The following is a 21,824-nucleotide window of genomic DNA, read 5'->3' as shown; positions in this document are numbered from 1 at the left end:
GCCTTGTCCCGTCGGCTCAGCCGAGGGTCATGCTCAGCCGACGGTCATGCTCAACCGACGGTCATGCTCAACCGGCGGTCTTGGTCAGCCGGCGGTGACGTTCAATCGGCGGTGAAGAAGTCCGTGAGCTGTGCATCGCGCCCATCGAGTTCGGCCCAGGGTTTGTCCACCTCGAACCGCGCCAGTCCCGCGGGCGGCCAGGAGCCAGCCATCTGGATCACGGGGTCCTCCGCCGAGCGTGCCGAGGCCAGGTCCATGCTGAGCTCCTGCACGCCGGGCATATGCGCGACGACCAGCAGCGAGCGCACCGTCTCGGGCACCTCATTGATGATCGCGAGCATGGACCGCGGCGCCGCCAGATACAGCCGCTGGTCCAGATACGGAGTCGGTGCCTTCTCCCCGAGCTCGTGATTGACCCAGATGCAGGTCTGCCGCGTTCGCATCGCATCGGAGCAGACCGTGTTGTCCGGCAGGTGCCCGGACTCCATGAGCCAGCGGCCGACGGCGCGGGCCTGCTGCCGCCCGTGGTCGGTCAGGGTTCGGGAGTGGTCATCCCCGGAGAAGGAATGTCCAGACTCCCCGTGGCGCAGGATCAGCAGTTCAGGCACGGCTGCTCAGATCGAGTACTCAGGGGCCGCCCAGACGGTGACCTCGGGGTGCTCGTAGAACCGGTAGCCCTCTCCGCGGACAGTGCGCACCGTGTTGGCCAGCCGACCGAGCTTGGAGCGCAGCCGGCGGATATGGACGTCAATGGTTCGCTCATTGGGCATCTGGTCCGCGTCGACATTGCGCCACAGGGTCTGCAGCAGCTCTTCACGGCCCACAGTGCGCGAGCCGTTGTCCACCAGGTAGTTCAGCAGCTCGAACTCCTTGAAGGTGAGATTCAGGCCTTCCCCGTCGAGCCGGACCTCGCGGCGGGAGAGATCGATCAGCACCCCGGAGCTGCTCGGCGCAGGTGGCGTGTTGACCGGCACCTCCACCCCACGGTGGGTGACAGTGGGGTCTCCCAGGGCCTGACGCACCACTTCGAGGTCGCTGCCCTCATGGGCGGCGGAGGCGAGGGCCATGGCGATGTGCACCTGGGCCTCGGCGGCGATGTGCTCCACGTAGTCGCGCAGCTCGGTGGCGATCTTGTGCAGCGAGGTGCCCGCGGCGCTGGCGGTGTCCTCATCGAGGCCCACGTAGACCACGAAGCCGCGCGTCACGACATCGGGCTGGACCATCTGTGGCCCGCCGCCGTTCTGGGCGACCACCGGCACCGGCGCGGTGCGTGGATGTGCGTCCCCGGAGGCCGCACTGGCATTGGCCTCGCGCATCCTGCGAGCCATCTCGGCTCGGCGGGCGGCGTTGCGCACGGAGACATGAACGTAGCCAGGATTGTGCGGCTGGCTCAGATGTGCGGACATTGGCGGCAACTCCCCCGCTGCAGGTGGACGGTGGTATCCAATACAGCGTGTCCGTCACATTTGAAATCCGCAAGTAACAAAAGGGGGGATATTTCACATAATGAGATGCGAGGCTCTATTTGTGACCGGGATCACGATATTCCGCCTGGTGGAGTTCTTCGCGGATGCGAGACCTATTGCGCAAGGCCGTAGAGCCGGTCCCCTGCATCTCCGAGACCCGGGACGATATAGGACTTCTCGTTGAGCTTCTCGTCGATGGCGGCCAGATACAGCTCGACGTCTATGTCGCCGACCTTGGAGCGGAGCCGCTCGATGCCCTCCGGGGCGGCCAGCAGGCAGATGCAGGTGATCTTCGCGGCGTTGGCCTTCTTCAGGAAGCGGATGGCTTCGGCGAGCGTGCCTCCCGTGGCCAGCATCGGGTCCAGGACGAAGACGTGGCGGCCGGAGAGATCCTCGGGAAGGCGCTCGGCGTAGGTGATGATGTCCAGGGTCTCTTCGTTCCGGGCCATGCCCAGGAAGCCGACCTCGGCGGTGGGGACCATCGCGGTCATGCCGTCGAGCATGCCGAGGCCGGCGCGCAGGATCGGCACGACCAGCGGCTTGGGGTCCGCAAGCTGGGTCCCGGTCATCGTCGCCACCGGGGTCTGGATCTCGACAGGCTCCGTGGCGATGGATCCACTGGCCTCATAGGAGAGCAGCATGACCAGCTCCCGAGTCAGTTCGCGGAACTGGTTCGAGGCGGTCTCCACCCGGCGGAGCTGGGTGAGCTTATGGGAGATCAGTGGGTGTTCCACAACCTGTACGCGCATGGACTCAAAGTTACCAGCACCCCTTCAGACTGGCCCCGGCTGGGACCGGACGCGGGAGCGTGGGCCATAGGCTGGGCCCGTGACGGAGAACATCGATTCCGAGGTCGCCTGGTCCCCACGGGCCCGTGGCGATCAGGAGAGAGCCATCGGCCGGTGTCTGGAGCTTGCGGAGCAGGCAGGCGTGGCGGCGGACGTGCCGGTGGGCGCCGTCGTCCTCTCTGCCGAGGGCGAGCTCCTCGGCGAGGGCTTCAACACCCGGGTGCGCGACGACGATCCGGCGGGCCATGCTGAGATCACCGCCCTGCGCGCCGCTGCCGCCACTCGGGGCAGCTGGCGGCTGGACGGCTGCGTGCTCGCGGTGACCCTGGAGCCCTGCGCCATGTGTGCCGGGGCGATCTACCAGTCACGGATCGGGCATGTGATCTTCGGCGCATGGGATGAGAAGGCCGGAGCGGCGGGTTCGGTGTTCGACATCCTGCGCGAGCCGCGACTCAATCACTGGGTGGAGGTCCACCCCGGCGTGCGTGGGCAGGAGTGCGCCGCCCAGCTGCGAGCGTTCTTCGAGCAGTTCCGCGGATAGGCTGGCAGGTGTGTCCACACCACCTTCTTCGCCGCATCCACCCGTGACCGGCGCGTCCCGGCCCAGCTCATCGGCACCCACTGCAGGGCAGCTGGCCCACGCCCGGTCACTGTTCGCGGTGACCCCGGATTTCCCTGAGCCGGGCGTCTTCTTCCAGGACATCTCCCCCGTGTTGGCTGATCCTGCCGCCCTGCGCACGGTGGCCGAGGGGCTGTTCGCCCCCTTTGCCGGCGGGTTCGACATGGTGGCCGGCATCGAAGCACGTGGATTCACGCTGGCCGGAATGATCGCGGCGCTGACCGGAACTGGGTTCCTGCCCATCCGCAAGGCCGGAAAGCTTCCCGCCCCGGGCGGACGCGTGGAGTACACGCTGGAGTACGGCACCGCCGTGATCGAGGCGCCGGACGTGCTGAACCCGGAGCACCGGGTGCTGATCGTCGATGACGTGCTGGCCACCGGCGGCACACTGGCGGCCAGCCGAGAGTTGATCGGGCAGCTGGGCTGCCAGGTGACCGGGGCCGCCGTCGTCCTGGAGATCGAGGCCCTGCGCGGGCGCGAGATCTCCGGCGAGGTCCACGCCCTGTTCCACGCCTGAGCGTGGCTGAGGCTGGGTCCGGGCTGAGCTGGATCCTCGCTTTTGGGTGAGCGCGTGATGTTTGCGTATACTCAACGGGCCTGGTGACGTGTCCGAGCGGCCGAAGGTGCAGCACTCGAAATGCTGTGTGCGGTTACCCCGCACCGTGGGTTCAAATCCCACCGTCACCGCCATGTGATGTCTCAGTACATCGGAAAGGCCCTGAACCCTCGGTTCAGGGCCTTTCTTCTTGCCCGGATCCACGGGGCTGGTAGTCCCGTGTGGGATCAAGGATCAGTTCCCTCAAGACCTCTCCGGTGCGTTTGTCCGCGATGATCACATGGCGATCTTTGATGATCTTCACCACGGGGGTTCCCGCGTGGGTTCGCCCGATCCCGATATGTCGCATCCGCCCGTCGTAGCGGATGCTGAGCTTGCCGAACTTATCCACCCGATCTTGTAGGTACCTCGTGGTGTCTTCGGGCAGCGGTGCCGGAGAGTCTTTGGGCCGACCGATATAGGCCGCATAAGGGGTTGCGCGGCGTGCTGAGTGGATCCGCTCGGTGTTATAGATCCTGGTGAAGTCCCCCAGCAGCTGGTTCAGCTCAGTGATGCTGGCCGCCGCGGGGCGGGCAGTGATCCATTTCTTCATCGTCTGTTGGAATCGTTCGACCTTGCCCTGGGTCTGGGGATGATTGCCTCGACCGTTGCGCTGGATCACGTCGTGGGTGCGCAGCAGCTTCTCGAACCGGTTGGGCCCGCCCCGGAACCGGGTGGTGTAGACCAGCCCGTTATCGGTCAGTGTGGCCGCTGGAATCCCGTGCTGACCTGCGGCGACGGTGAAGGAGGAGATCACAGTGTCCACCGTGACCCGCAGATGTGCCTGCAGATGCACCACCATTCTGGAGTAGTCATCGAGCCAGGTGATCACCTCGGCGATCTTCCCGTCGGCAAGGACGATCTTGGTGACATCTGATTGCCAGCACCCGTTAGGCAGTTCTGCTTCGAATCTGAGCAGCGAGGATTTCGGTCGTTTCTTCGGCGCGGGTGCCACCAGGTTCTGCCGGTTCAGGATCCGCGCGATGCTCGCCCGGGACGGGGTCTGATTCTCGGAGAGGTTCTTGCGCAGGTGATCTCTGATCGTGGCCGGGCCTGCGTCCAGGCCCTGGGCCACCAGCTCAGTCCGCAGTCGGGTGATCTCGGTGATGACCTCCTGGCCCGTCGCGGCAGGGTGTGAATGGGGTCTGCGGGTCTTGGTGTAGAACGCCGCCTCGCCTTCTCGGGCCCACTGTCTCAAGAGTTTGGAAACCATCGATTCCGAGACCCCGTAGGCCCGTGCAGCCTGGGCTTGAGACATCGTGCCTCTGTTGACCGCTGTGATGATCTGCTTGCGCTTGGTCATCAATCATGATCGGCCACCGGAACCTTTCCGATGTATTGAGACATCCCTTGAATATGTATTGAGACTCAACACCACCGTCACCGCCATATGACCCCCATCCGACAAGCAGTCTTGTCAGATGGGGGTCTCTTGGTTCCCCCGCCCCAGCGTTTTACCTTGGCTTTCGTGCTTTACCGGCCCCGACGTCGACCCGGTAGACCACGCAGGAGCAGGTAAAGCGGCGGAAGAGCTTCCGACCCCTTGCGAGGGCCCGTGAAGCCAAGTAGCAGTCTGCGGGCCTCTGCAGGCAAAAATAACGCAGCTTGGTCTTCTGCTGTCGCCGCATTGGCGGCGGGTCCCGCCTTGGCGTACACCGTAGTCAAGGGTCTAGTGACACCTGAGTCAGAGTCGGTCCAGATTGTCGACGAGCCCCCCATGAGGCATCCAAAAAATAGGTGGACGACGTAGGGGTTCGCGTCACTTCTCCCGGAGAGGTCTTCCCTGTGCAGACAGGAAGAAAAACTGGCAACACTCGTGCCCATGCTTCCCGGAGGCAGGACGATATGAGATATTTGCCCAACCAGTTAAATCCAATTGAGGGACGTACAAATGTCTGACATTGAGGGCAAGCTGTCCATTATCGCTCGGAAGCTGCAACAGTCTCGTGCGCTTATCGAGACAGAAGAAGCGACGAAGACTACTCTAATCATGCCGTTCATTCAGAGCGTTCTTGGATTCGATGTCTTTGATGTGCACGAGGTGATCCCCGAGTTCGTCGCCGACGTTGGTCTCAAGAAGGGCGAGAAAGTCGACTTCGCGATCATCAAGGATGAGGAAATCGCGATCCTCATCGAGTGTAAGAAGCTCAATGAACCGCTCACCCTCGAGAACGCCTCCCAGCTGTACCGTTACTTCCATGTGACGACTGCACGGATCGCCGTCCTCACCAACGGCGTCGAGTACCGTTTCTATACCGACCTCGACGAACCAAACAAGATGGACCAACGTCCGTTCCTGGAACTGAACCTCGATGACATCGACACGGCGAACCTGGCCGAACTCGATAAGCTCTCCAAGCCGAACTTCGATTTGGACTCCGTGCTGAACGCTGCCGAAGAACTTAAGTACGTCTCGGCTGCAAGGCGGTTCTTTGCGAATGAAGCTAAAACCCTCAGCTGGGATCTCGCCAGCCTCGTACTGGGCCAAATCTATAGTGGTCGTCTGACCCAGCGCGTTCGTGAGGACTTGACTCCGCTCGTCGAGAAAGGATTCGCCCATTTCCTCAACGACCAGGCCAACAACCGTCTGAAGGCAGCGTTGGGCGCGTCCGGCGGGACTAGTGACGTCCGCGAAGCAACTCAGGATGAACCAACTGCAGCGGAAGAGCCTCTCGATGATTCAGGAATCGAGACAACAGCGGAAGAAATCCAGGGGCATATGATCATTCGTGCGATCCTCAGCCAAGAACTTGACCCCGAACGCGTCGTTCTGCGCGACAACAAGACGTACTGCTCAATCATTCTCGACGACAACAACCGCAAGCCGATCGCCCGTCTGCGTTTCAATAACGCCGCCAAACTTCGAATCGGTACTTTCGATGCTGACAAGTCGGAAGATCTCCACGAGATCGAAAAGCTCTCAGACCTCTACCGGCACAGTTCAACCTTTTTAGCGACAGCCCAAAATTACGCCTAGGCAGTTCGGATTTCAGGCCTCGGTGCTGCGCAAAAGGGCTCTTCCCAGTTGAGCGTGGGGGCGTCGTGAGTCAAGAGGCTCGTGCCCTTGCTTGAGGATGGATTTTGCGACGAATCTATCCTCGATCACGAAGGACACGAGCCATGCCCCAGAATACGTGCGCGCCCTCGCCCCTGTCTGCCCACCACACCAATGAGCATCCGGTGCGCGATGCAGCATCGGTGGTCTTCAACCTGGCCGGCTACACCGTCACCGAAGCCACTGACCTGCCACTGGGAGGCAGGCGGGTCGTGGTCACCGCCGAGGCCCCTGAGAACGCCTGCCCGAGTTGCGGGGTGCTCTCCGCTCGGGTGCACCAGCGGGTCCGTCAACGAGTCAAGGACATCCCGACCGGCGGGGACAGGGCCGAGCTGGTGGTCATCAAGCCGCGCTTCCTCTGCGCCGAGACGCGATGCCCGCGCAGGACCTTCACCCAGGTCACCGAGCAGCTGCCCGTGCGGGCACGGTGCACCACCCGACTCAAGGAGACGGTGGCGGCCGCAGTGCTGGACTCCGGGCGGGCCACCGCCGAAGTCGCCGCCGCCCACGGGATCGCCTGGGGCACGGTCAACACCGCGATCCTCACCCAGACCATGGTCCTGCCCCAGGTGGATCAGGTGCCGGTACGGGCGCTGGGCATCGATGAGCACCGCTTCGCCACCGCGAAGTGGTTCAAGCACCCCGAGACCGCCGTGTGGTGCCGGGTGGAGCCCTGGATGAGCACCTTCGTCGACGCCCACACCGGACACGTCCTCGGAGTGATCGACGGCCGGTCCTCGAAGAACGTCACCGCCTGGCTGCAGGGACGCTCCCAGGCGTGGCTGGACCGCCTCGAAGTCGTGGCGATCGACCCCTCGACCACGTTCCGGTCTGCGATCCGCACGGTGCTTCCCGCGGTGGAGATCAGTGTGGATCACTTCCACCTGGTCAAGCTGGGCAACCAAATGCTCACTTCAGTTCGTCAGCGCGCCCTGCGCGAGGTGCTGGGCCGGCGGGGCCGGAAGCAGGACGCCGTCTGGGCCCACCGGATGCTTCTGCTGCGCGCTGGAGACCGGCTCACCGACGCCGGGCTGCACCGCCTCGAGCAGGTCCTCGACGACGCCGATTTCGAGCAGGTCGCCGCCGCTTGGGCGGTGAAGGAGCAACTGCGCAGGATCTTGAACGCAGAGTCCGTCTCTGCGGCGCAGAGCGCGAGGATCGACTTTGAGCTGGCGGTGGCCGCTGCCGGGCTGCCCGAGGCCGACAGGCTGGCGGCCACGGTGGCGGCGTGGTGGCCGCAGATCAAGGTGTTCATCCGGACCCGGGTGACCAACGCGCGGACCGAGGCGGCGAACACGGCCATCAAGCAGATCAAGCGCACCGGCCGGGGTTTCCGGAATCAGAACAACTACCAGTCACGTATTCTGGCCAGGAGCTTCAGGCAGACACGCCGACGCTCCCAAATCCATGCTCGAGCAGGACTCCACGCTCAAGTGTGAAGAGCCCGCAAAAGCCCGGCGAACCTCAGGAAAGGGAGCCTGGACCCGCAGACTCTCTCCACCCAGCGTTTTACCTTGGCTTACGTGCTCTACCGGCCCCGACGTCGACCCGGTAGACCACGCAGGAGCCGGTAAAACGCCGGGGCGAGTCAGGGAGTGGATCTGCGCCGGCGGGTGCGGAGCCGTTGAACCACGAACCCGAGCATCGCGAGGACCGCGAGCGCCACCACGAGGTTCGACAGGACACCGCTCCACCTGTTCAGCACCGGCTCGATGCCCGGTCCCAGAGCGAATCCAAGGCCGATCCAGATGCCGTTCCAGATCGCGGACCCGACCAGCGTGAAGATCAGGAACGTCAGCATCGGCATCCGGGTGATCCCGGCGGGGATCGAGATGAACGATCGCACGATCGGCACACAGCGTCCCAGCAGGACAGCCCAGGGACCGCAACGGTCGAACCAACGCTCGGCCTTGTCGAAGTCCGAGGCCTTCAGCAGCGGCAGCCGTCCCATGATGGCGCGCGTCCGCTCGGCGCCGAGCGCGGCACCTACCCCGTACCAGAGCAGCGCGCCCAGCAGGGAGCCGAGGTTCGCGCAGATCCACGCGCCCCAAGGGCTCATCAGTCCCGCATACGCAAGAAATCCCGCCCCAGGCAGTATGGCCTCAGAGGGTATGGGCGGAATGAAGTTCTCGAGGAAGATCGCCAGCCCGACTCCGAGTTCACCGAAGCGTTCCATCAGGCTCAGCACCCAGCCGATGAACCCCTGGTAGTCCTCACCCGTCGACGGCACCGGGAGTTTCCTGTCCTTCTGACACCACGTACGAGCTGATCGAGCGGATCAGCGCGGTCTTGGCGGTCGAGGCGAAGACCAAGAAATGGGCGAAGCGCAGCCGGGAGCCATCCGCGCTCACAGCTGAGCCATCACAGGAACCCGATCGACCGTGGGTCACCACGTTGTCCAGCACCACGCTTCGAAAACCGGTCGGGAGATCCCCCGGATAGACGCGCCACTCCGCGTCCTCGCGCAGCCACTCGTGAAGGTGGGCTCGATCATCCTCCGCCCATGCGCGGGCGATCTCCGCCACGATCAGCATGCGGGGCGAGTTCCCGCAGCTCGAGGCGATGGTGAACTCCATGACGAAACACTAGCCCGTCACAACCTCGTGCACGAGAAGACCTCACGTGTCGCGCTACTGTGATGTCAGACTCGTGCACCCGGCGCGGGTCTGTCACTCGAACTTGATGAGGTTCCCTTGATGGCGCAGCACTCCCCGGGGCGATTCCGCCTGTCTGGAAAAGCCTCCGACAACGATCCGTACAGGCTCACGGCCTGGCAGAGATTCAAGCGCTGGCCGCTGATCGCAAGGATCGGGGTCATCGGCTGCGGTGGGCTGATCGGCCTCTTCGTGCTTGCCCTGGTCGTGGGGCTGATCGCCTACAGCGTGGCACCCGAGGGCGCCCGGGAGAGCGCCTCCGACCGCGAGGACCAGGAGCTCGCGGCGCCGGAGACGGAGGAACCCGAACCCGAAGAGCCCTCCGGCGAGCCCACGGAGAGCGAGACCCCCTCGCCAACACCGACCCCTTCGCCCTCCCCGACGCCCGCGCCTTCACCCTCACCGACGCCGACGCCGGCGCCTTCACCCTCACCGACTCCGACCCCGACCCCCACTCCGTCAGCGGACCGGGACGAGGACAGCGCCGTCGTCGTGCGGATCATCGATGGGGACACCGTCGAGCTGGACAGCGGGGACACCGTCCGTGTGACCGGCATCGACACGCCAGAGCGCGGAGAGTGCAATTTCGACACCGCCTCCGCGCGGATGGGAGATCTGGTGCACGGCAAGACCGTCACGCTCACCCGCGATGGTGATGACACTGACCGGTATGACCGGATCCTGCGCTATCTGGACGTGGGCGGCACCGATGCGGGACTGACCCTGATCGAAGAGGGCCTGGCCACCGCGCGCTATGACTCGCGCGACGGCTACGACTTCCACACCCGCGAGCCTGACTACATCGCCGCAGACAACACCGCGTCGCTGCAGGGCTGTGCCGCAGAGCCGGTTCCCGAACCCGCCCCCGCGCCGGCACCCGGGCAGCAGTCGGGAAGCTGCGATCCGAACTACCAACCCTGCGTGCCGGTCTACCCGCCGGATGTGAACTGCGGCGACCTGGACTTCTCTGTCCGGGTGATCGGCGAAGACCTGCATGGCCTGGATGCCGATGGCGACGGCTTCGGATGCGAGTCCAACGGCTGACCCGTTAGGGTGCTGGGGACTCAGATTCTGCACGGCCCCTGACAGGAGGAGACCATGGCAACAGGGACCACAGAACGCCGGCCGAAAGGGCGGTTCTGGACCACCTGGCAGACGGTCATGGCCTGCCTCGGGGTCCCGCTGATCGCCTGGATGTACCTTGCCCCGAGGGACCTTCGGCTCACCGGCGGCTGGTACCTGCTCTCCTGGGTGGCGATCCTTCTTGTGGCCTCACTCGTGGCCGGACCGCGCCGAAAGACCTGAGTTCGCCCCGCGGCGCATGGGCACATGCGGGATGCCGTCTTCGAGGAATGAATCCCCGGTCCGAGTGAATCCGAATGCGCCGTACCAGTTCTCCAGCGGCTGCTGGGCATCCAGGATCACTGCCCCCTCGGGCGACTGCGCCGCGCAATATTCGAGCCCGCGCCGCATCAGCTCCCGGGCGAGACCGCTGCCCCGCGCCGCCGGACTTGCCGCTACGCGCCCGATCCGGAAGCCCTCAGGCTCGCGCAGCACCCGCAGGGTGGCCGTGACCGTGCCCTCGTCCTGCGCCCAGACCATCACCGCTCCGGGTTCGACGTCCCGGCCGTCCAGCTCGGGATAGGGGCACTGCTGCTCAACCACGAACACGTCGGTCCTGAGCCGCAGCACGGAGTAGAGGCAGAGCGGGTCCATCTGGGCCACCGGGGCGATGTGAAACTGTGCAGACATGGGCTCCATCCTAGGGTTGCCGGTAGTCTCAGCTTCATGAGCATCACTGCCCTGGCCATCGGCAAGAAGCACGAGAAATGGGCCGTGGAGGGGATCGACCGCTATACCAAGCGGCTCCGCAAGCCCTATGAGCTGGACTGGAAGCTGCTCCCGCATTCCTCCCGTGAACTCGATGCGGCCCGCCAGGAAGAGTCCGAGCGGATCCTCGCGGCGCTCAAGCCCAAGGACCACGTCATCCTGCTCGACGAGCGTGGCAAGAACATCAGCTCACCGGTCCTTGCTGAGCATCTGCAGGGCAGCTTCGACGCCGGCCAGCACATCGTCGTCATCATTGGCGGCGCCTACGGGGTCACCGATGAGCTGCAGCATCGCGCGGATTTCGTCTGGTCGCTCTCCAAGCTCGTCTTCCCGCACCAGCTGGTGCGCATGCTGCTGGCCGAGCAGGTCTACCGTGCACAGGAGATCTCGGCGGGACGGTCCTATCACCATGAGTGAGTCCCCCGTCGAGACTGTCTCCCCGGGCGAACCCGCTCCAGTGGTCGGCATCCTCGGCGCCGGCCGCGCCGGCACCGCCTTCGCCCGCACGCTGCTGCGCGCCGGGATCGCGGTGGACATCGCCTCCACCCGCCCGCCACGTGCCCTGCAGCATCACCTGAAGATCTACGCCCCCGGCGCGCAGCCCGTCGAGGGTGAGGACATCGCCGTCCGCGCCCGGGACACGAGCGGGATCGTCATCCTGGCCGTGCCGCAGGAGGAGCTCGATGAGGTGGACCCGGACTGGGTCGCCGGCACGGTGCTCGTCGATGCCACGAACACCTGGCAGGACGAGCTGCTCCCCGGCTGGCTGCAGGCGGCGGTGGATGAGCAGCTGCCCACCTCCATGGCGCTGGCCGGCCGGTTCAGCTCTGCGCGAGTGGTCAAGGCGCTGAACCACATCGCCCACGCAGATTTCGACGACGGCGCCCGGCCCGACGCCGACCTGTCCGGTCGGCGAGCGCTCGCGGTGGCCGGAGATGATGAGGCCGCCCGCGGGCTGGTCATGGGGCTGCTGGTCCGGATGGGCTACGACCCCGTCTCGGTGGGGCCTCTGGCTGCGGGCCGGATCATGGAGCCCGACGGCCCGCTGTTCAACCGGCCGCTGCGCCGCGAGGACATCCTGCGCTTCGCCCGCTGACCCTCTCACTCGCCGCCCGGCCTCCCCATCGATAGGGCGCAATGCGGCGGAATGAGTCCGGCGGCGGGGCGCCATTCCACCGTTTTCTGCCCTATAGATGGTCAGCTAGATGGTCAGCGGCCCCGCGGGGAGGAGCGGACGGACCATGCGTCACCGCGTGTCCGCGGCGCCATTTAGAGTGGGATCATGACCGCCCTGGAACCGTTCACCGAGCCGACCCGGCGCTGGTTCCAAGCCTCCTTCGGTCAGCCCACGCCCGCGCAGGCCGGCGCCTGGAAAGCCGTGGCGAAGGGCAGGAACGCCCTGGTCGTGGCACCCACCGGCTCGGGCAAGACGCTCTCGGCCTTCCTCTGGTCGATCGACCGGCTCTTCGCCGAGCCCACCGCGGGCACCTCGGTCCTCTACATCTCCCCGCTGAAGGCACTCGGCGTGGACATCGAGCGCAACCTGCGCAGCCCCCTGGTCGGCATCGCGCACACCGCCCGCCGGCTCGCCGCCGAAGGCGCGGCCGAAGAGCCCGCTGAGATCACTGTGGGCGTGCGCACCGGCGACTCCACCCCGAAGGAACGCCGCGACCTGGTGCGGAGGCCCCCGCAGATCCTGATCACCACCCCGGAATCTCTCTACCTGATGCTCACCTCCCAGGCGCGCAGCACCTTGTCCGGGGTCAAGACCGTGATCATCGACGAGGTCCACGCCCTGGCCGGCACCAAACGCGGCGCGCACCTGACGGTCTCCCTGGAGCGGCTGAACAACCTGCTCGAGGCCCCCGCCCAGCGGATCGGACTCTCCGCCACCGTGGAACCGCGCGAGGAGGTGGCCCGATTCCTGGGCGGCTCCGCCGAGGTGGAGATCGTCGCGCCGAAGTCTGAGAAGAAGTGGGACATCACGGTCTCGGCGCCGGTGGAGGACCTGGCCTCCCCCAGCACGGCTCCACCCGAGGGAGCCGTGCCGTTCCCGGCGGCGGGTCCGGGCATCGGGGAGGGCTCCCCCGAGGCTGACTCGGCAGGCCCGCTCGATCTCCCCGCCGAGGACACCATGCTCAGCGCCCAGCCGCTGCAGCCGAGCATCTGGCCGCATGTGGAGCACCGGATCGTGGACCTGGTCACCGAGAACCGCTCCACCATCGTCTTCGTGAACTCACGCCGGCTCGCCGAGAAGCTCACCGGTCGGATCAACGAGATCTGGTCTGAACGCCGACCCCCCGCCAGCCAGGACCCCGCCAACGACGACGCCTACGCCCCCTCCGGGGAGGAGGCCGAGGCGGTCGAGCCGGATCCGCTGGCACGCTCGCACCACGGATCCGTCTCCAAGGAGCAGCGCAAGCTCACCGAGGAGGCGCTCAAATCAGGTCGCCTGCGCTGCGTGGTGGCCACCTCCTCACTGGAGCTCGGGATCGATATGGGCGCCGTGGACCTGGTCATCCAGGTGGAGGCCCCCTTCGCGGTCTCCGCCGGACTCCAGCGCATCGGTCGCGCGGGCCACCAGGTCGGGGAGGTCTCCGTGGGCTGGTTCTTCCCCAAGCACCGCGGTGACCTGGTCAGCACCGCCGTCGTCGTCGAACGCATGCTCGCCGGGCAGATCGAGGCCCTGCACATCCCGCGCAACCCGCTGGACATCCTGGCCCAGCAGACCGTGGCCGCGGCCGCCATGGAGACCCTGGACGTGGAGTCCTGGTACGAGACCCTGCGGCGCAGCGCACCTTTCGCCACTCTGCCGCGGTCCGCCTATGAGGCGACGCTGGACCTGCTGGCCGGCAAATATCCCTCTGACCGCTTCGCCGAGCTGCGCCCCCGGGTGATCTGGGACCGCGACGCCGGCACGGTGTCTGGGCGCCCCGGAGCACAGCGCATCGCGGTCACCTCGGGCGGCACCATCCCGGACCGGGGCCTCTTCGGTGTCTACCTGGCCGGAGGCGAGGACTCCGGCTCGGCACGTTCCGGCGGGCGCCGGGTGGGTGAGCTGGATGAAGAGATGGTCTATGAATCCCGCATCGGCGATGTCTTCGCCCTGGGCGCGACCAGCTGGCGCATCGAAGAGATCACCTTCGATCGGGTGCTGGTCTCCCCCGCCTTCGGGCAGCCCGCCTCGCTTCCGTTCTGGCGCGGTGACGGCTTCGGCCGGCCCGCCGAGCTCGGCCGGGCGCTGGGCCGATTCACCCGTGAAGTCCATTCGGGCTCCACGGAGGAGACCGCCGAACGGCTGAGCGCTCTGGGCATGGACACCTGGGCGCAGGAGAACCTGCTGCGCTATTTCACCGAGCAGCAGGAGGCCGCGGGCGTGCTGCCCAGCGATACCACGCTGGTGGTGGAGCAGACCCGTGACGAGCTCGGGGACTGGCGGATCGTGCTGCTCTCCCCGTACGGTCTGCAGGTTCACGCGCCCTGGGCGCTGGCGGTCGGTGAACGTCTGCATGACCGCTTCGGTCTGGACGGCTCCGCCATGGCCAGCGACGACGGCATCGTGCTGCGGGTGCCGATGATGGATGAGGATCCCCCCGGGGCCGAACTCTTCCAGTTCGACCCGGACGAGCTCGAGGACCTCATCACCGCGCAGGTCAGCTCCTCGGCGCTGTTCGCCGGACGCTTCCGCGAGGCCGCCGCGCGCGCCCTGCTGCTCCCGAAGCAGAATCCCGGCCAGCGCACCCCGCTGTGGCAGCAGCGTCAGCGCTCCTCGCAGCTGTTGGAGGTCGCCTCGGGCTACCCCGACTTCCCGGTGATCATGGAAGCCATGCGCGAGGTGCTGCAGGACGTCTACGACATGCCCGCCCTGCTGGACCTGCTGCGCAGCATCAGCGCGCGCAGGCTGAAGATCGTGGAGACCACCACCCCGAAGCCCTCTCCGTTCGCCCAGTCCATCCTCTTCGGCTATATCGCCCAGTTCCTCTATGAGGGGGATTCCCCGCTGGCGGAACGGCGGGCTGCTGCGCTCTCCGTGGACCCCGCCCTGCTCGGCGAGCTCCTCGGCCGGGTCGAGCTGCGCGAGTTCCTCGATGCCGCGATCATCGCCGAATCCGAGGCCTACGCCCAGCGTCTGGTCCCCTCACGGCATCTCCGCGGCCAAGAAGGTGTCGCTGACCTGCTCCGCCTGCTCGGACCGCTGACCGCGGAGCAGCTCGCCGCCCGACTCGAAGAGGGTGAACCGGCGAAGGACCACGCCGAGGCGCTCGTCTCCAGCCAGCGCGCGTTCCGGGTGATGTGGCGCTCCGCCGCTGGCCAGGACCACGTCGAGGAGCGCTACGCGGCGATCGAGGACGCCTCCCGGCTCCGGGACGGGCTGGGCACGCCCATCCCTGTCGGCATCCCGCATGCCTTCCTGGACCCGGTGGATGATCCGCTGGGAGATCTGGTGGGCCGGTATGCGCGCACCCACGGACCGTTCCTGGTGGAGGAGGCGGGGTCAGAGCTGGGGCTCAGTCGCGCCGTCGTCGCTGACACGCTGACCCGGCTGGTGCGCGAGCACCGTGTGGTGGAGGGCCTGTTCCGGCCCGACCGCGAGCTTCCCGCCGAGGCGCGGGCCGACACGGTGGAGTACTGCGACGCCGAGATGCTGCGCAGGATCCGTCGCCGTTCCCTCGCGGCGCTCCGCGCCCAGGTGGAGCCTGTCCCGACGGCGGCCTATGGCCAGTTCCTGCTCGAATGGCAGGGCATCACCGCGGCGCGAGGAAAGGGATCATCGAGCGCCGGCACTTCCGCGGTGGCAGAGTCCCTGGCCCAGCTCTCCGGCGCGGCGGCCCCGGCCAGCGCCTGGGAATCGTTCATCCTCCCAGCTCGGATTCCCGACTACCGCCCGTCCATGCTGGATGAGCTGCTGACCGGCGGAGAGTTCCTCGCCGTGGGCAAGGGGGCGCTGAGCGGCCAGGACGGCTGGCTGGCCTTCTACCCGCGCGAGGATGCGGCCCTGCTGCTGAACCAGCCCGGCACGGCGGGCATGGGCAGCAACGGTGAGGATTTCACGCCCACCCCCCTGCAGGAGGCGATCCTCGAGGTGCTGACCCGCGGCGGAGCCTGGTTCATCGAGGCCCTGCACGATCAGCTCGACCCCGGACTGACCAGCTCCCGCGAGACCACCAAGAACGCGCTCTGGGAGCTCTTCTGGGCCGGACGGGTGGCACCGGACAGCTTCAGCGCGCTGCGCCGGTTCATGTCCACCGGCACCACCGCGCACAAGAAGCAGCCGACTCCGGCCCGGCCACGGCACGCCTCCCGGCGAATGGCGCTGCGGCAGGCCGCAGAATCTCATCGGAGCCGGATCGGAGGAGCCTCGGGCGCAGGCCTGCCGGGCGCCGGGGCCGGCGGTCGCTGGCAGCTGGTGCCCAGGGGTGCGGTCGATCCCACCCTTGCGGCTCATACCCGTGCCGAGATCCTGCTGGACCGCTACGGAGTGGTCACCCGCGGCTCGGTGATGTCCGAGCAGCAGTCAGGACTCGGTGCCGCCGCCAAGGGCGGATTCGCCGCGGTGTACAAGGTGCTCTCGGCAGCGGAGGACTCCGGCCAGATTCGGCGCGGCTATTTCATCGAGCAGCTCGGCGCCGCCCAGTTCACGTCCTCCGCGACCATCGATCAGCTGCGCTGGATCTCCGAGCGGCTCGACGACGCGGCGGAACAGGCGAGCGCCTCACCGCCTGGCGCCGCTCCGCGCGGTGGGGGGAAGAAGCAGGATCCCGCCGTGGTCCTGGCCGCCGCCGATCCGGCGAATCCCTACGGCGCCGCTCTGGACTGGCCCGAGCTGGAGAGCTCCACGCATCGGCCCGGTCGCAAGGCGGGCGCCGTCGTCGTCCTCCACCGCGGTGAACTGGCTCTCTACATGGAGCGCGGGGGTCGGACGTTGCTGCTGTTCACTGAGGATGAGTCTGTGATGGACCTGATCTCCCGGGCGCTGGTCCCGGCGCTGCGCTCAGCCAAGACGGGGAGGATCGCCGTGGAGCGCGTCAACGGCGAACGCATCCTCACCCACCCGCTGGGGCAGCTGCTCCGCGATGCGGGCTTCAACTCCTCGCCCTCCGGACTGCGATTCGCGCCATGATCTCGGTGCAGGGCTTTGTTGTGGGTGTCCGTGCAGGCTCATGCTCAGAGCGCACACACGTTCCAGTCCCGCGATTTCCCGTTAGGGTGAGCACATGACTCTTTGCATTCCGTTTCTGATGTTCCAGGGTCAGGCCCAGGAAGCCATCGACCACTACCTCAGCGTGTTTCCCGACGCCGAGCTGCTGGAGATCGTGCATCACCCCGCGGGCACTGAGATCTATGACCCCGCCCCCGCGCCCGCCGAGTCCGAGGACATCGCCGAGGCGGAGGACGAGGAGCTCGTTGAAGCGGAAGTGCAGCTCGACATCGGCGAGGAGCCCGAGGATTTTGCGGCGAATGACCTCACCGCGGAGAACGTGGACCAGAACCTCGACCAGGGTGCGGCTCCTGACGGGGCAGAGGCAGAAGACGACGTGGTCGATGCCGACGATGAACCTTCCCGGAGCTCCGGCGCCGAGGTCCACCACACCGACATGCAGCTGAGCGAGGAGGACGATCCTGACGAGGTCATCGACGTCCCGGTGCCCCTGGTGGCCACAGCGCAGCTGAAGATCGGCGGTCAGGTGCTGATGATCCAGGACAGCCTGATGAAGCACCAGTTCAGCTTCACGCCCTCGATCTCCGTGGCAGTGGTCGTGGACTCCACCGCGGAGTTCAACCAGATCGTGGACAGCCTCGCCCCCGGCGGGGAGTTCCTGATGGAGCCCGGCGATTATGACTTCGCCACCAATTTCGCCTGGGTCAAGGACCGCTTCGGCATGTCCTGGCAGGTCAACCAGCCTCTGGGGCAGCCTGAACCCACCGCGACCACTGAGGCACCGGTCTGGGGCTGAGCCGCCCGACCGCTGACCGTCCTCAAAGCTGACCTGTGACTCAGAAGTCCCCCCTGCCCGTGCGCAACGGCGTCAACGCCACACGCCTGCGTGTGCCCCTGACCGGTCCCTGGCGGACCATCCACGATTACGTGCTGGAGACCTTCGGACACATCGACCACGGCGGCATCACCGCCCGATTCGACGCCGGCGAGGTCGTGGACATCGATGGCGTCCCGCTGAGCACCACCACCTCACTGGGCGAGCGCGAGTTCCTCTGGTACTACCGCTCTGTCAGCGAAGAGGTCCCGCTGCCGGTGCGCGAAGAGATCATCTACGAGAACGAGCACCTGGTCGTCGTGGACAAGCCGCACTTTCTGCCCACCACTCCCGCTGGCCGTTATGTCCAGGAATCCCTGCTGGTGCGGCTGCGCAACACCCTCGGGGTCCCGGACCTGGTTCCCGTCCACAGGCTGGACCGCGGCACCGCCGGCGTGGTGCTCTTCTCCAAGGAGCCCTCCACCCGCGGGGCGTACCAGCTGCTCTTCGAGAACCGACAGGTGAACAAGACCTATGAGTGCGTCAGCGCCGCGCCGCGGGGAATGACCGCGGAGGCGCTCGCCTCCCGGTTTCCGCTGAGCGTGCGCAACAGGATCGAGAAGACCAAAGGGGTCGTCGTCTCCCAGCTGGCCGCCTATGCGCCCGAGCACTCGGGCAGACGCCCTCATGACCGGAAGGCTCGCACCGGAAAGCGCCGAACGGAGGCGATTCCGGGCGCCAACTCCTCCTCAAGGGTCGAGCTCCTCGCGGCCGGCACCAGCCCCTCCGGTGAGCAGGTTGGGCATTTCCAGCTGATCCCGCACACCGGCAAGACTCACCAGCTGCGCATCCATATGGCGCTCCTGGGACTGGGTATTCTGAATGACCGCTTCTACCCCGAACTTCTCGATGATGCACCTGATGAGTTCGACAGGCCGCTGCAGCTGCTGGCCAAGACGCTGTCCTTCAGAGATCCGCTGAACGGAGTCCAGCGCAGCTTCACCTCCCCGCGAACCCTCCAGGAGTCCCCGCAGTGACCAACGCAGTGATCGCCCTGGGCGTCAACGACCTCGGCGATCCCGCCCTCTACCAGGAGTGGGGGTTCTACTACTTCATCGTGCTGGCGGTCGCCGTGGCGTTCACCGCGATCGTCCCGCCCTTCCCCTCAGAGGTCATGGTCATCGCCTCCGGCACCATGGCGGCGGAGGACATCTTCCCGCTTCTGCTGGTGCTCGGGGTGACCTTCATCGGCTGCCTGGCCGGGGATGTCGGGGTCTACCTGCTCTTCCGGTACAAGCTGATCCGTCTGCTCTACCGCTGGAAGTGGGGCCGCAGGCTGCACCGGAAGATGGTGCGGATCTCGATCCGCGCCGGAGGCGCCACCACCTGGGCCGGCCTGCTCCTGATCCGTGGCATCCCCGGGGGGCGTTCGGCCTCGATGGCCACCGCCGGGATCATGCGGCTCGGCGGAAGCGCCATCGTTGCGCTCACGCTGCTGGGGGCGCTGACCTGGTCCCTCTGGCTGGTCGGATTAGGTTACATTACGGGAACAACTACCGGGCTCCCACCCTGGGCGAGCACGGGCGCCGCCATCGTTGTGGGTACCCTGGTGGGGTTGGGAATCACGGTGCTGATGACCAGGCACCGTTCGCGTCGCAGGACCGGACGGAGACCGTCGGCGAAGTGACCAGCACATCTGAGCGGACGCCGGATCCGCGGCAGTGAACGCATATGCCAGCTATGACGCAGAGGGGGAACACGGGCTTGACTGAAAAGTCCCAGGACGAGTCCACCGAGACTCTCCCCGCTTCCGAACCCCCTGCCTCCAGTGCCCCTGGAGCAGAACCCGAGACCCCGGCCGCCTCAGCGCAGGGGCTCCCCCGCGACGACTTCTCCAGCGAAGAGACCCTCAGCGAAGAGACCCTCAGTGAGGAGCTCTCCAGCGACGAGCATGCCGGTGAGTCGGAGTCCGCGGGAGACGGTGAGACCGCCGGGAGCGGCGCCCCCGAGCAGGAGGAGACCGAGCTGCCCGGCACCGAGTCCTCCGGGCAGACCTCGGCGACACCCGCCGGCGCTTCTGCGGTGCGACACAGCCAGCCGACACCCCCGCGGCCGAACCCGACCGAGACAGGATCGGAGGAGTCCGGGCTGAGCGACTTCTTCGACAACCTCGACGAGAAGTTCATGGATGCCACGCGTCGCCTGGCCAGCGCCTTCAGGCGTCCCGAGCCTGCGACACAGGCACCGGAACAGGCACAGGCACAGGATCACCCGGACTCCCCCGCCGAATCCGAGCACCCCTCCGTCCAGGAGGAGACCCCGGGAACCAGCACCCCCGCACCCAGTCCGGGGGACCCCGACGACGCCGCCCGGCCCGCTACCGCAGCCGAAGAACCAGACCCTGAGCCGGCTTCCGGGTCCGGGGATCCGGTGAATGCACCGGAAGCGACCTCCGACCCGAACGCCGGCGGTTCCACTCCCGCGGAAGGTCCGCTCACCGAGGCTCAGGAGGAGCCGGCTGCGGTCACGCTCCCCAAGCCTCGCCGCGCTCTGGATGAGCGTCGGCAGCGCGATGTCATCCTGGAGAAGGCCGCCGCGATCGAGGCCGCAACAGCGCGGAACTACCGTCCCACCGGGCGGGAGTTCGTGGAGTTCGCAGATGATGAGGAAGACCTCTTCACCTATATCCCCCCGTACAACCTCCCCTCCCGTGATCCCGATCCGGCACCGGTCCGCACCGACCTCTACCGACAGGTCTTTGTGAGTCTCGGCGCGCTGGCCGCGCTGGTCTCGCTGATCTGGATGTTCGGCGCGTTCACCGCAGCCCCTGCGATCCTCGGTGGCAACGGCCTGGATCAGCTCGTCGAGGGCTGGTACTCGGGAGACCTGGCGCTGCTCTCCCCAGACGCGAACTTCTATTGGCTGTGGCCCTTCATCGTGATCGGTCTCATCGCGCATGCGGTCTACCAATGGACCACCACGCAGACCGCGACGCCGCGTCAGCGCCTCTCCGGCTGGCAGGTCGGTTCCGCATCGCTGCTCATGCTGGTCTGGACCGCGGCAGTCCACCACGGGATGCTCACCATCGCGGTGCTGGCCTCGCTGGCGGTCGCGCTGGCCCTGATCGATGCGATCCGACAGTTCACCTTCCGCACCGCCCGCAGCTCCCTGGAGCGCCGGCTTGCCGACACCACCACCGGTCTCTTCGCCGGCTGGGCGCTCGTGGCAGGCATGTCCTCGCTGTCCATCTGGCTGACCGCCATGGGCTGGCGCGTGCCTGGCTTCCCCGCGGTGATCTGGGCACTGATCGGTCTGAGCGTCTGCATCTGGGCCGCCTCGTACTACGCGATGACCGAGCGGGGCAGGATCACCCTTGCCCTGGGCATGGGGTGGGGGATGTTCTGGCTGATCTTCCCCCGCATCCTCTCAGAGGTCACCTCGGTGTGGGTCGCGCTCTGTGCCGCGATGGGAGCCTTCGTGGTCATCCTGGCGACCGAGTCGCGGCGGCACAAGATCAATCATGCAGAGCGCCGGGCCGCCATGGGACGGCCGCTCGAAGACATCATCTGATCATCCGCACAGGAGCCCTCATCACGCACCGTCTGTCCGCCGCGGCAAGCACCGCCGCACTGCTGCTGCTCACCGGCTGCGGAGCCGACCAGGACCCGGCCGACGCTCCGGAGTCCGCCACCGTCTCACCGGAGCCCTCGGCGGGTGCAGAACCTGGCAGCCCGACCAGCGACGAGTCCGAGAGCGATCAGTCCCGCCGCGAGGGCGACGTCGAGAGCGGCACCTCCCCCAGCGACTCCGCGCAACCTTCTCCGGACGACTCGAAGGCGTCAG

At 66.7% G+C, this 21,824-nt stretch carries 20 protein-coding genes and 1 tRNA gene; 14 read left to right on the top strand and 7 right to left on the bottom strand.

Annotation, left to right across the window (positions count from 1 at the left end; genetic code table 11):
• Positions 1 to 101: 101 nt before the first annotated feature.
• The 3 genes from H4W27_RS01615 to upp all read right to left on the bottom strand — a co-directional run bounded on the left by H4W27_RS01615 (position 102) and on the right by upp (position 2,215).
• The gene (locus H4W27_RS01615) at positions 102 to 608 is read right to left on the bottom strand and encodes a SixA phosphatase family protein (protein ID WP_192594380.1); all 507 of its coding nucleotides are present in this window, start codon (positions 606 to 608) and stop codon (positions 102 to 104) included.
• A gap of 6 nt (positions 609 to 614) precedes the next feature.
• Positions 615 to 1,406, bottom strand: a complete 792-nt coding sequence (locus H4W27_RS01610; protein ID WP_192594379.1) for a winged helix-turn-helix domain-containing protein — start codon at positions 1,404 to 1,406, stop codon at positions 615 to 617.
• Positions 1,407 to 1,579: 173 nt separating this feature from the next.
• On the bottom strand, positions 1,580 to 2,215 hold the full coding sequence (upp, locus tag H4W27_RS01605) for a uracil phosphoribosyltransferase (RefSeq protein ID WP_192594378.1): 636 nt from the start codon (positions 2,213 to 2,215) through the stop codon (positions 1,580 to 1,582).
• Between the two features lie 79 nt (positions 2,216 to 2,294).
• Here upp and tadA point away from each other — a divergent pair, with 79 nt between their 5' ends.
• The 3 genes from tadA (at position 2,295) to H4W27_RS01590 (ending at position 3,563) form a co-directional block, all read left to right on the top strand.
• Complete coding sequence (gene tadA, locus H4W27_RS01600) at positions 2,295 to 2,795, top strand: tRNA adenosine(34) deaminase TadA (protein ID WP_318782071.1); 501 nt, start codon at positions 2,295 to 2,297, stop codon at positions 2,793 to 2,795.
• 43 nt (positions 2,796 to 2,838) lie between these two features.
• Positions 2,839 to 3,390, top strand: coding sequence for an adenine phosphoribosyltransferase (locus tag H4W27_RS01595; RefSeq protein WP_404821859.1), 552 nt, complete (start codon positions 2,839 to 2,841; stop codon positions 3,388 to 3,390).
• 82 nt (positions 3,391 to 3,472) lie between these two features.
• Positions 3,473 to 3,563, top strand: a tRNA-Ser gene (locus tag H4W27_RS01590).
• A 41-nt stretch (positions 3,564 to 3,604) separates the two neighbouring features.
• Here H4W27_RS01590 and H4W27_RS01585 read toward each other — a convergent pair.
• Complete coding sequence (locus H4W27_RS01585; RefSeq protein ID WP_192594337.1) at positions 3,605 to 4,771, bottom strand: DDE-type integrase/transposase/recombinase; 1,167 nt, start codon at positions 4,769 to 4,771, stop codon at positions 3,605 to 3,607.
• A gap of 588 nt (positions 4,772 to 5,359) precedes the next feature.
• Between H4W27_RS01585 and H4W27_RS01580 the strand changes: the two genes are divergently transcribed.
• Complete coding sequence (locus H4W27_RS01580) at positions 5,360 to 6,445, top strand: type I restriction endonuclease (RefSeq protein WP_192594377.1); 1,086 nt, start codon at positions 5,360 to 5,362, stop codon at positions 6,443 to 6,445.
• A gap of 143 nt (positions 6,446 to 6,588) precedes the next feature.
• Positions 6,589 to 7,962, top strand: coding sequence for an ISL3 family transposase (locus H4W27_RS01575; RefSeq protein ID WP_192594376.1), 1,374 nt, complete (start codon positions 6,589 to 6,591; stop codon positions 7,960 to 7,962).
• 149 nt (positions 7,963 to 8,111) lie between these two features.
• On the opposite strand, the gene H4W27_RS01570 is transcribed toward H4W27_RS01575, so the two are convergent.
• Complete coding sequence (locus H4W27_RS01570) at positions 8,112 to 8,753, bottom strand: DedA family protein (RefSeq protein ID WP_318782070.1); 642 nt, start codon at positions 8,751 to 8,753, stop codon at positions 8,112 to 8,114.
• Entirely contained in the window at positions 8,737 to 9,099 is a 363-nt protein-coding gene (locus H4W27_RS01565; RefSeq protein ID WP_192594375.1) for a hypothetical protein, read from the bottom strand. Before H4W27_RS01565 ends, H4W27_RS01570 begins: the two co-directional genes overlap by 17 nt.
• Positions 9,100 to 9,219: 120 nt before the next feature.
• Between H4W27_RS01565 and H4W27_RS01560 the strand changes: the two genes are divergently transcribed.
• Complete coding sequence (locus H4W27_RS01560; RefSeq protein WP_192594374.1) at positions 9,220 to 10,221, top strand: thermonuclease family protein; 1,002 nt, start codon at positions 9,220 to 9,222, stop codon at positions 10,219 to 10,221.
• Positions 10,222 to 10,275: 54 nt separating this feature from the next.
• Positions 10,276 to 10,482, top strand: a complete 207-nt coding sequence (locus H4W27_RS01555) for a hypothetical protein (RefSeq protein ID WP_192594373.1) — start codon at positions 10,276 to 10,278, stop codon at positions 10,480 to 10,482.
• Here H4W27_RS01555 and H4W27_RS01550 read toward each other — a convergent pair.
• On the bottom strand, positions 10,450 to 10,929 hold the full coding sequence (locus H4W27_RS01550) for a GNAT family N-acetyltransferase (protein ID WP_192594372.1): 480 nt from the start codon (positions 10,927 to 10,929) through the stop codon (positions 10,450 to 10,452). The two genes, H4W27_RS01555 and H4W27_RS01550, sit on opposite strands and share 33 nt — an antisense overlap.
• Before the next feature lie 36 nt (positions 10,930 to 10,965).
• Between H4W27_RS01550 and H4W27_RS01545 the strand changes: the two genes are divergently transcribed.
• The 7 genes from H4W27_RS01545 (at position 10,966) to H4W27_RS01515 (ending at position 21,551) form a co-directional block, all read left to right on the top strand.
• Positions 10,966 to 11,424, top strand: a complete 459-nt coding sequence (locus H4W27_RS01545) for a 23S rRNA (pseudouridine(1915)-N(3))-methyltransferase RlmH (protein WP_192594371.1) — start codon at positions 10,966 to 10,968, stop codon at positions 11,422 to 11,424.
• Positions 11,417 to 12,103 (top strand): NADPH-dependent F420 reductase, encoded by a 687-nt coding sequence (locus tag H4W27_RS01540; RefSeq protein WP_192594370.1) that lies wholly within the window; start codon positions 11,417 to 11,419, stop codon positions 12,101 to 12,103. The genes H4W27_RS01545 and H4W27_RS01540 overlap by 8 nt, the downstream gene beginning before the upstream one ends.
• A gap of 186 nt (positions 12,104 to 12,289) precedes the next feature.
• A complete protein-coding gene (locus H4W27_RS01535) occupies positions 12,290 to 17,128 on the top strand; it encodes a DNA glycosylase AlkZ-like family protein (RefSeq protein WP_192594369.1) in 4,839 nt (1,612 codons plus the stop codon).
• A gap of 94 nt (positions 17,129 to 17,222) precedes the next feature.
• Positions 17,223 to 17,963 (top strand): VOC family protein, encoded by a 741-nt coding sequence (locus tag H4W27_RS01530; protein ID WP_192596355.1) that lies wholly within the window; start codon positions 17,223 to 17,225, stop codon positions 17,961 to 17,963.
• 35 nt (positions 17,964 to 17,998) lie between these two features.
• A complete protein-coding gene (locus H4W27_RS01525) occupies positions 17,999 to 19,018 on the top strand; it encodes a pseudouridine synthase (protein WP_192594368.1) in 1,020 nt (339 codons plus the stop codon).
• Positions 19,015 to 19,668 carry a DedA family protein gene (locus H4W27_RS01520; protein WP_192594367.1) on the top strand — a complete coding sequence of 218 codons (654 nt, stop codon included), beginning with the start codon at positions 19,015 to 19,017 and terminating at the stop codon, positions 19,666 to 19,668. The genes H4W27_RS01525 and H4W27_RS01520 overlap by 4 nt, the downstream gene beginning before the upstream one ends.
• 77 nt (positions 19,669 to 19,745) lie before the next feature.
• Positions 19,746 to 21,551: an ICP22 family protein gene (locus H4W27_RS01515; protein WP_192594366.1), complete on the top strand. Its 1,806-nt coding sequence runs from the start codon at positions 19,746 to 19,748 to the stop codon at positions 21,549 to 21,551.
• Positions 21,552 to 21,824 lie beyond the last annotated feature (273 nt).

Source organism: Nesterenkonia lutea (assembly GCF_014873955.1).
Classification (GTDB): Bacteria; Actinomycetota; Actinomycetes; order Actinomycetales; family Micrococcaceae; genus Nesterenkonia; species Nesterenkonia lutea.
The sequence above is the reverse complement of the archived record's forward strand: the minus strand, read 5'-3'. Positions and strand labels throughout refer to the sequence as shown.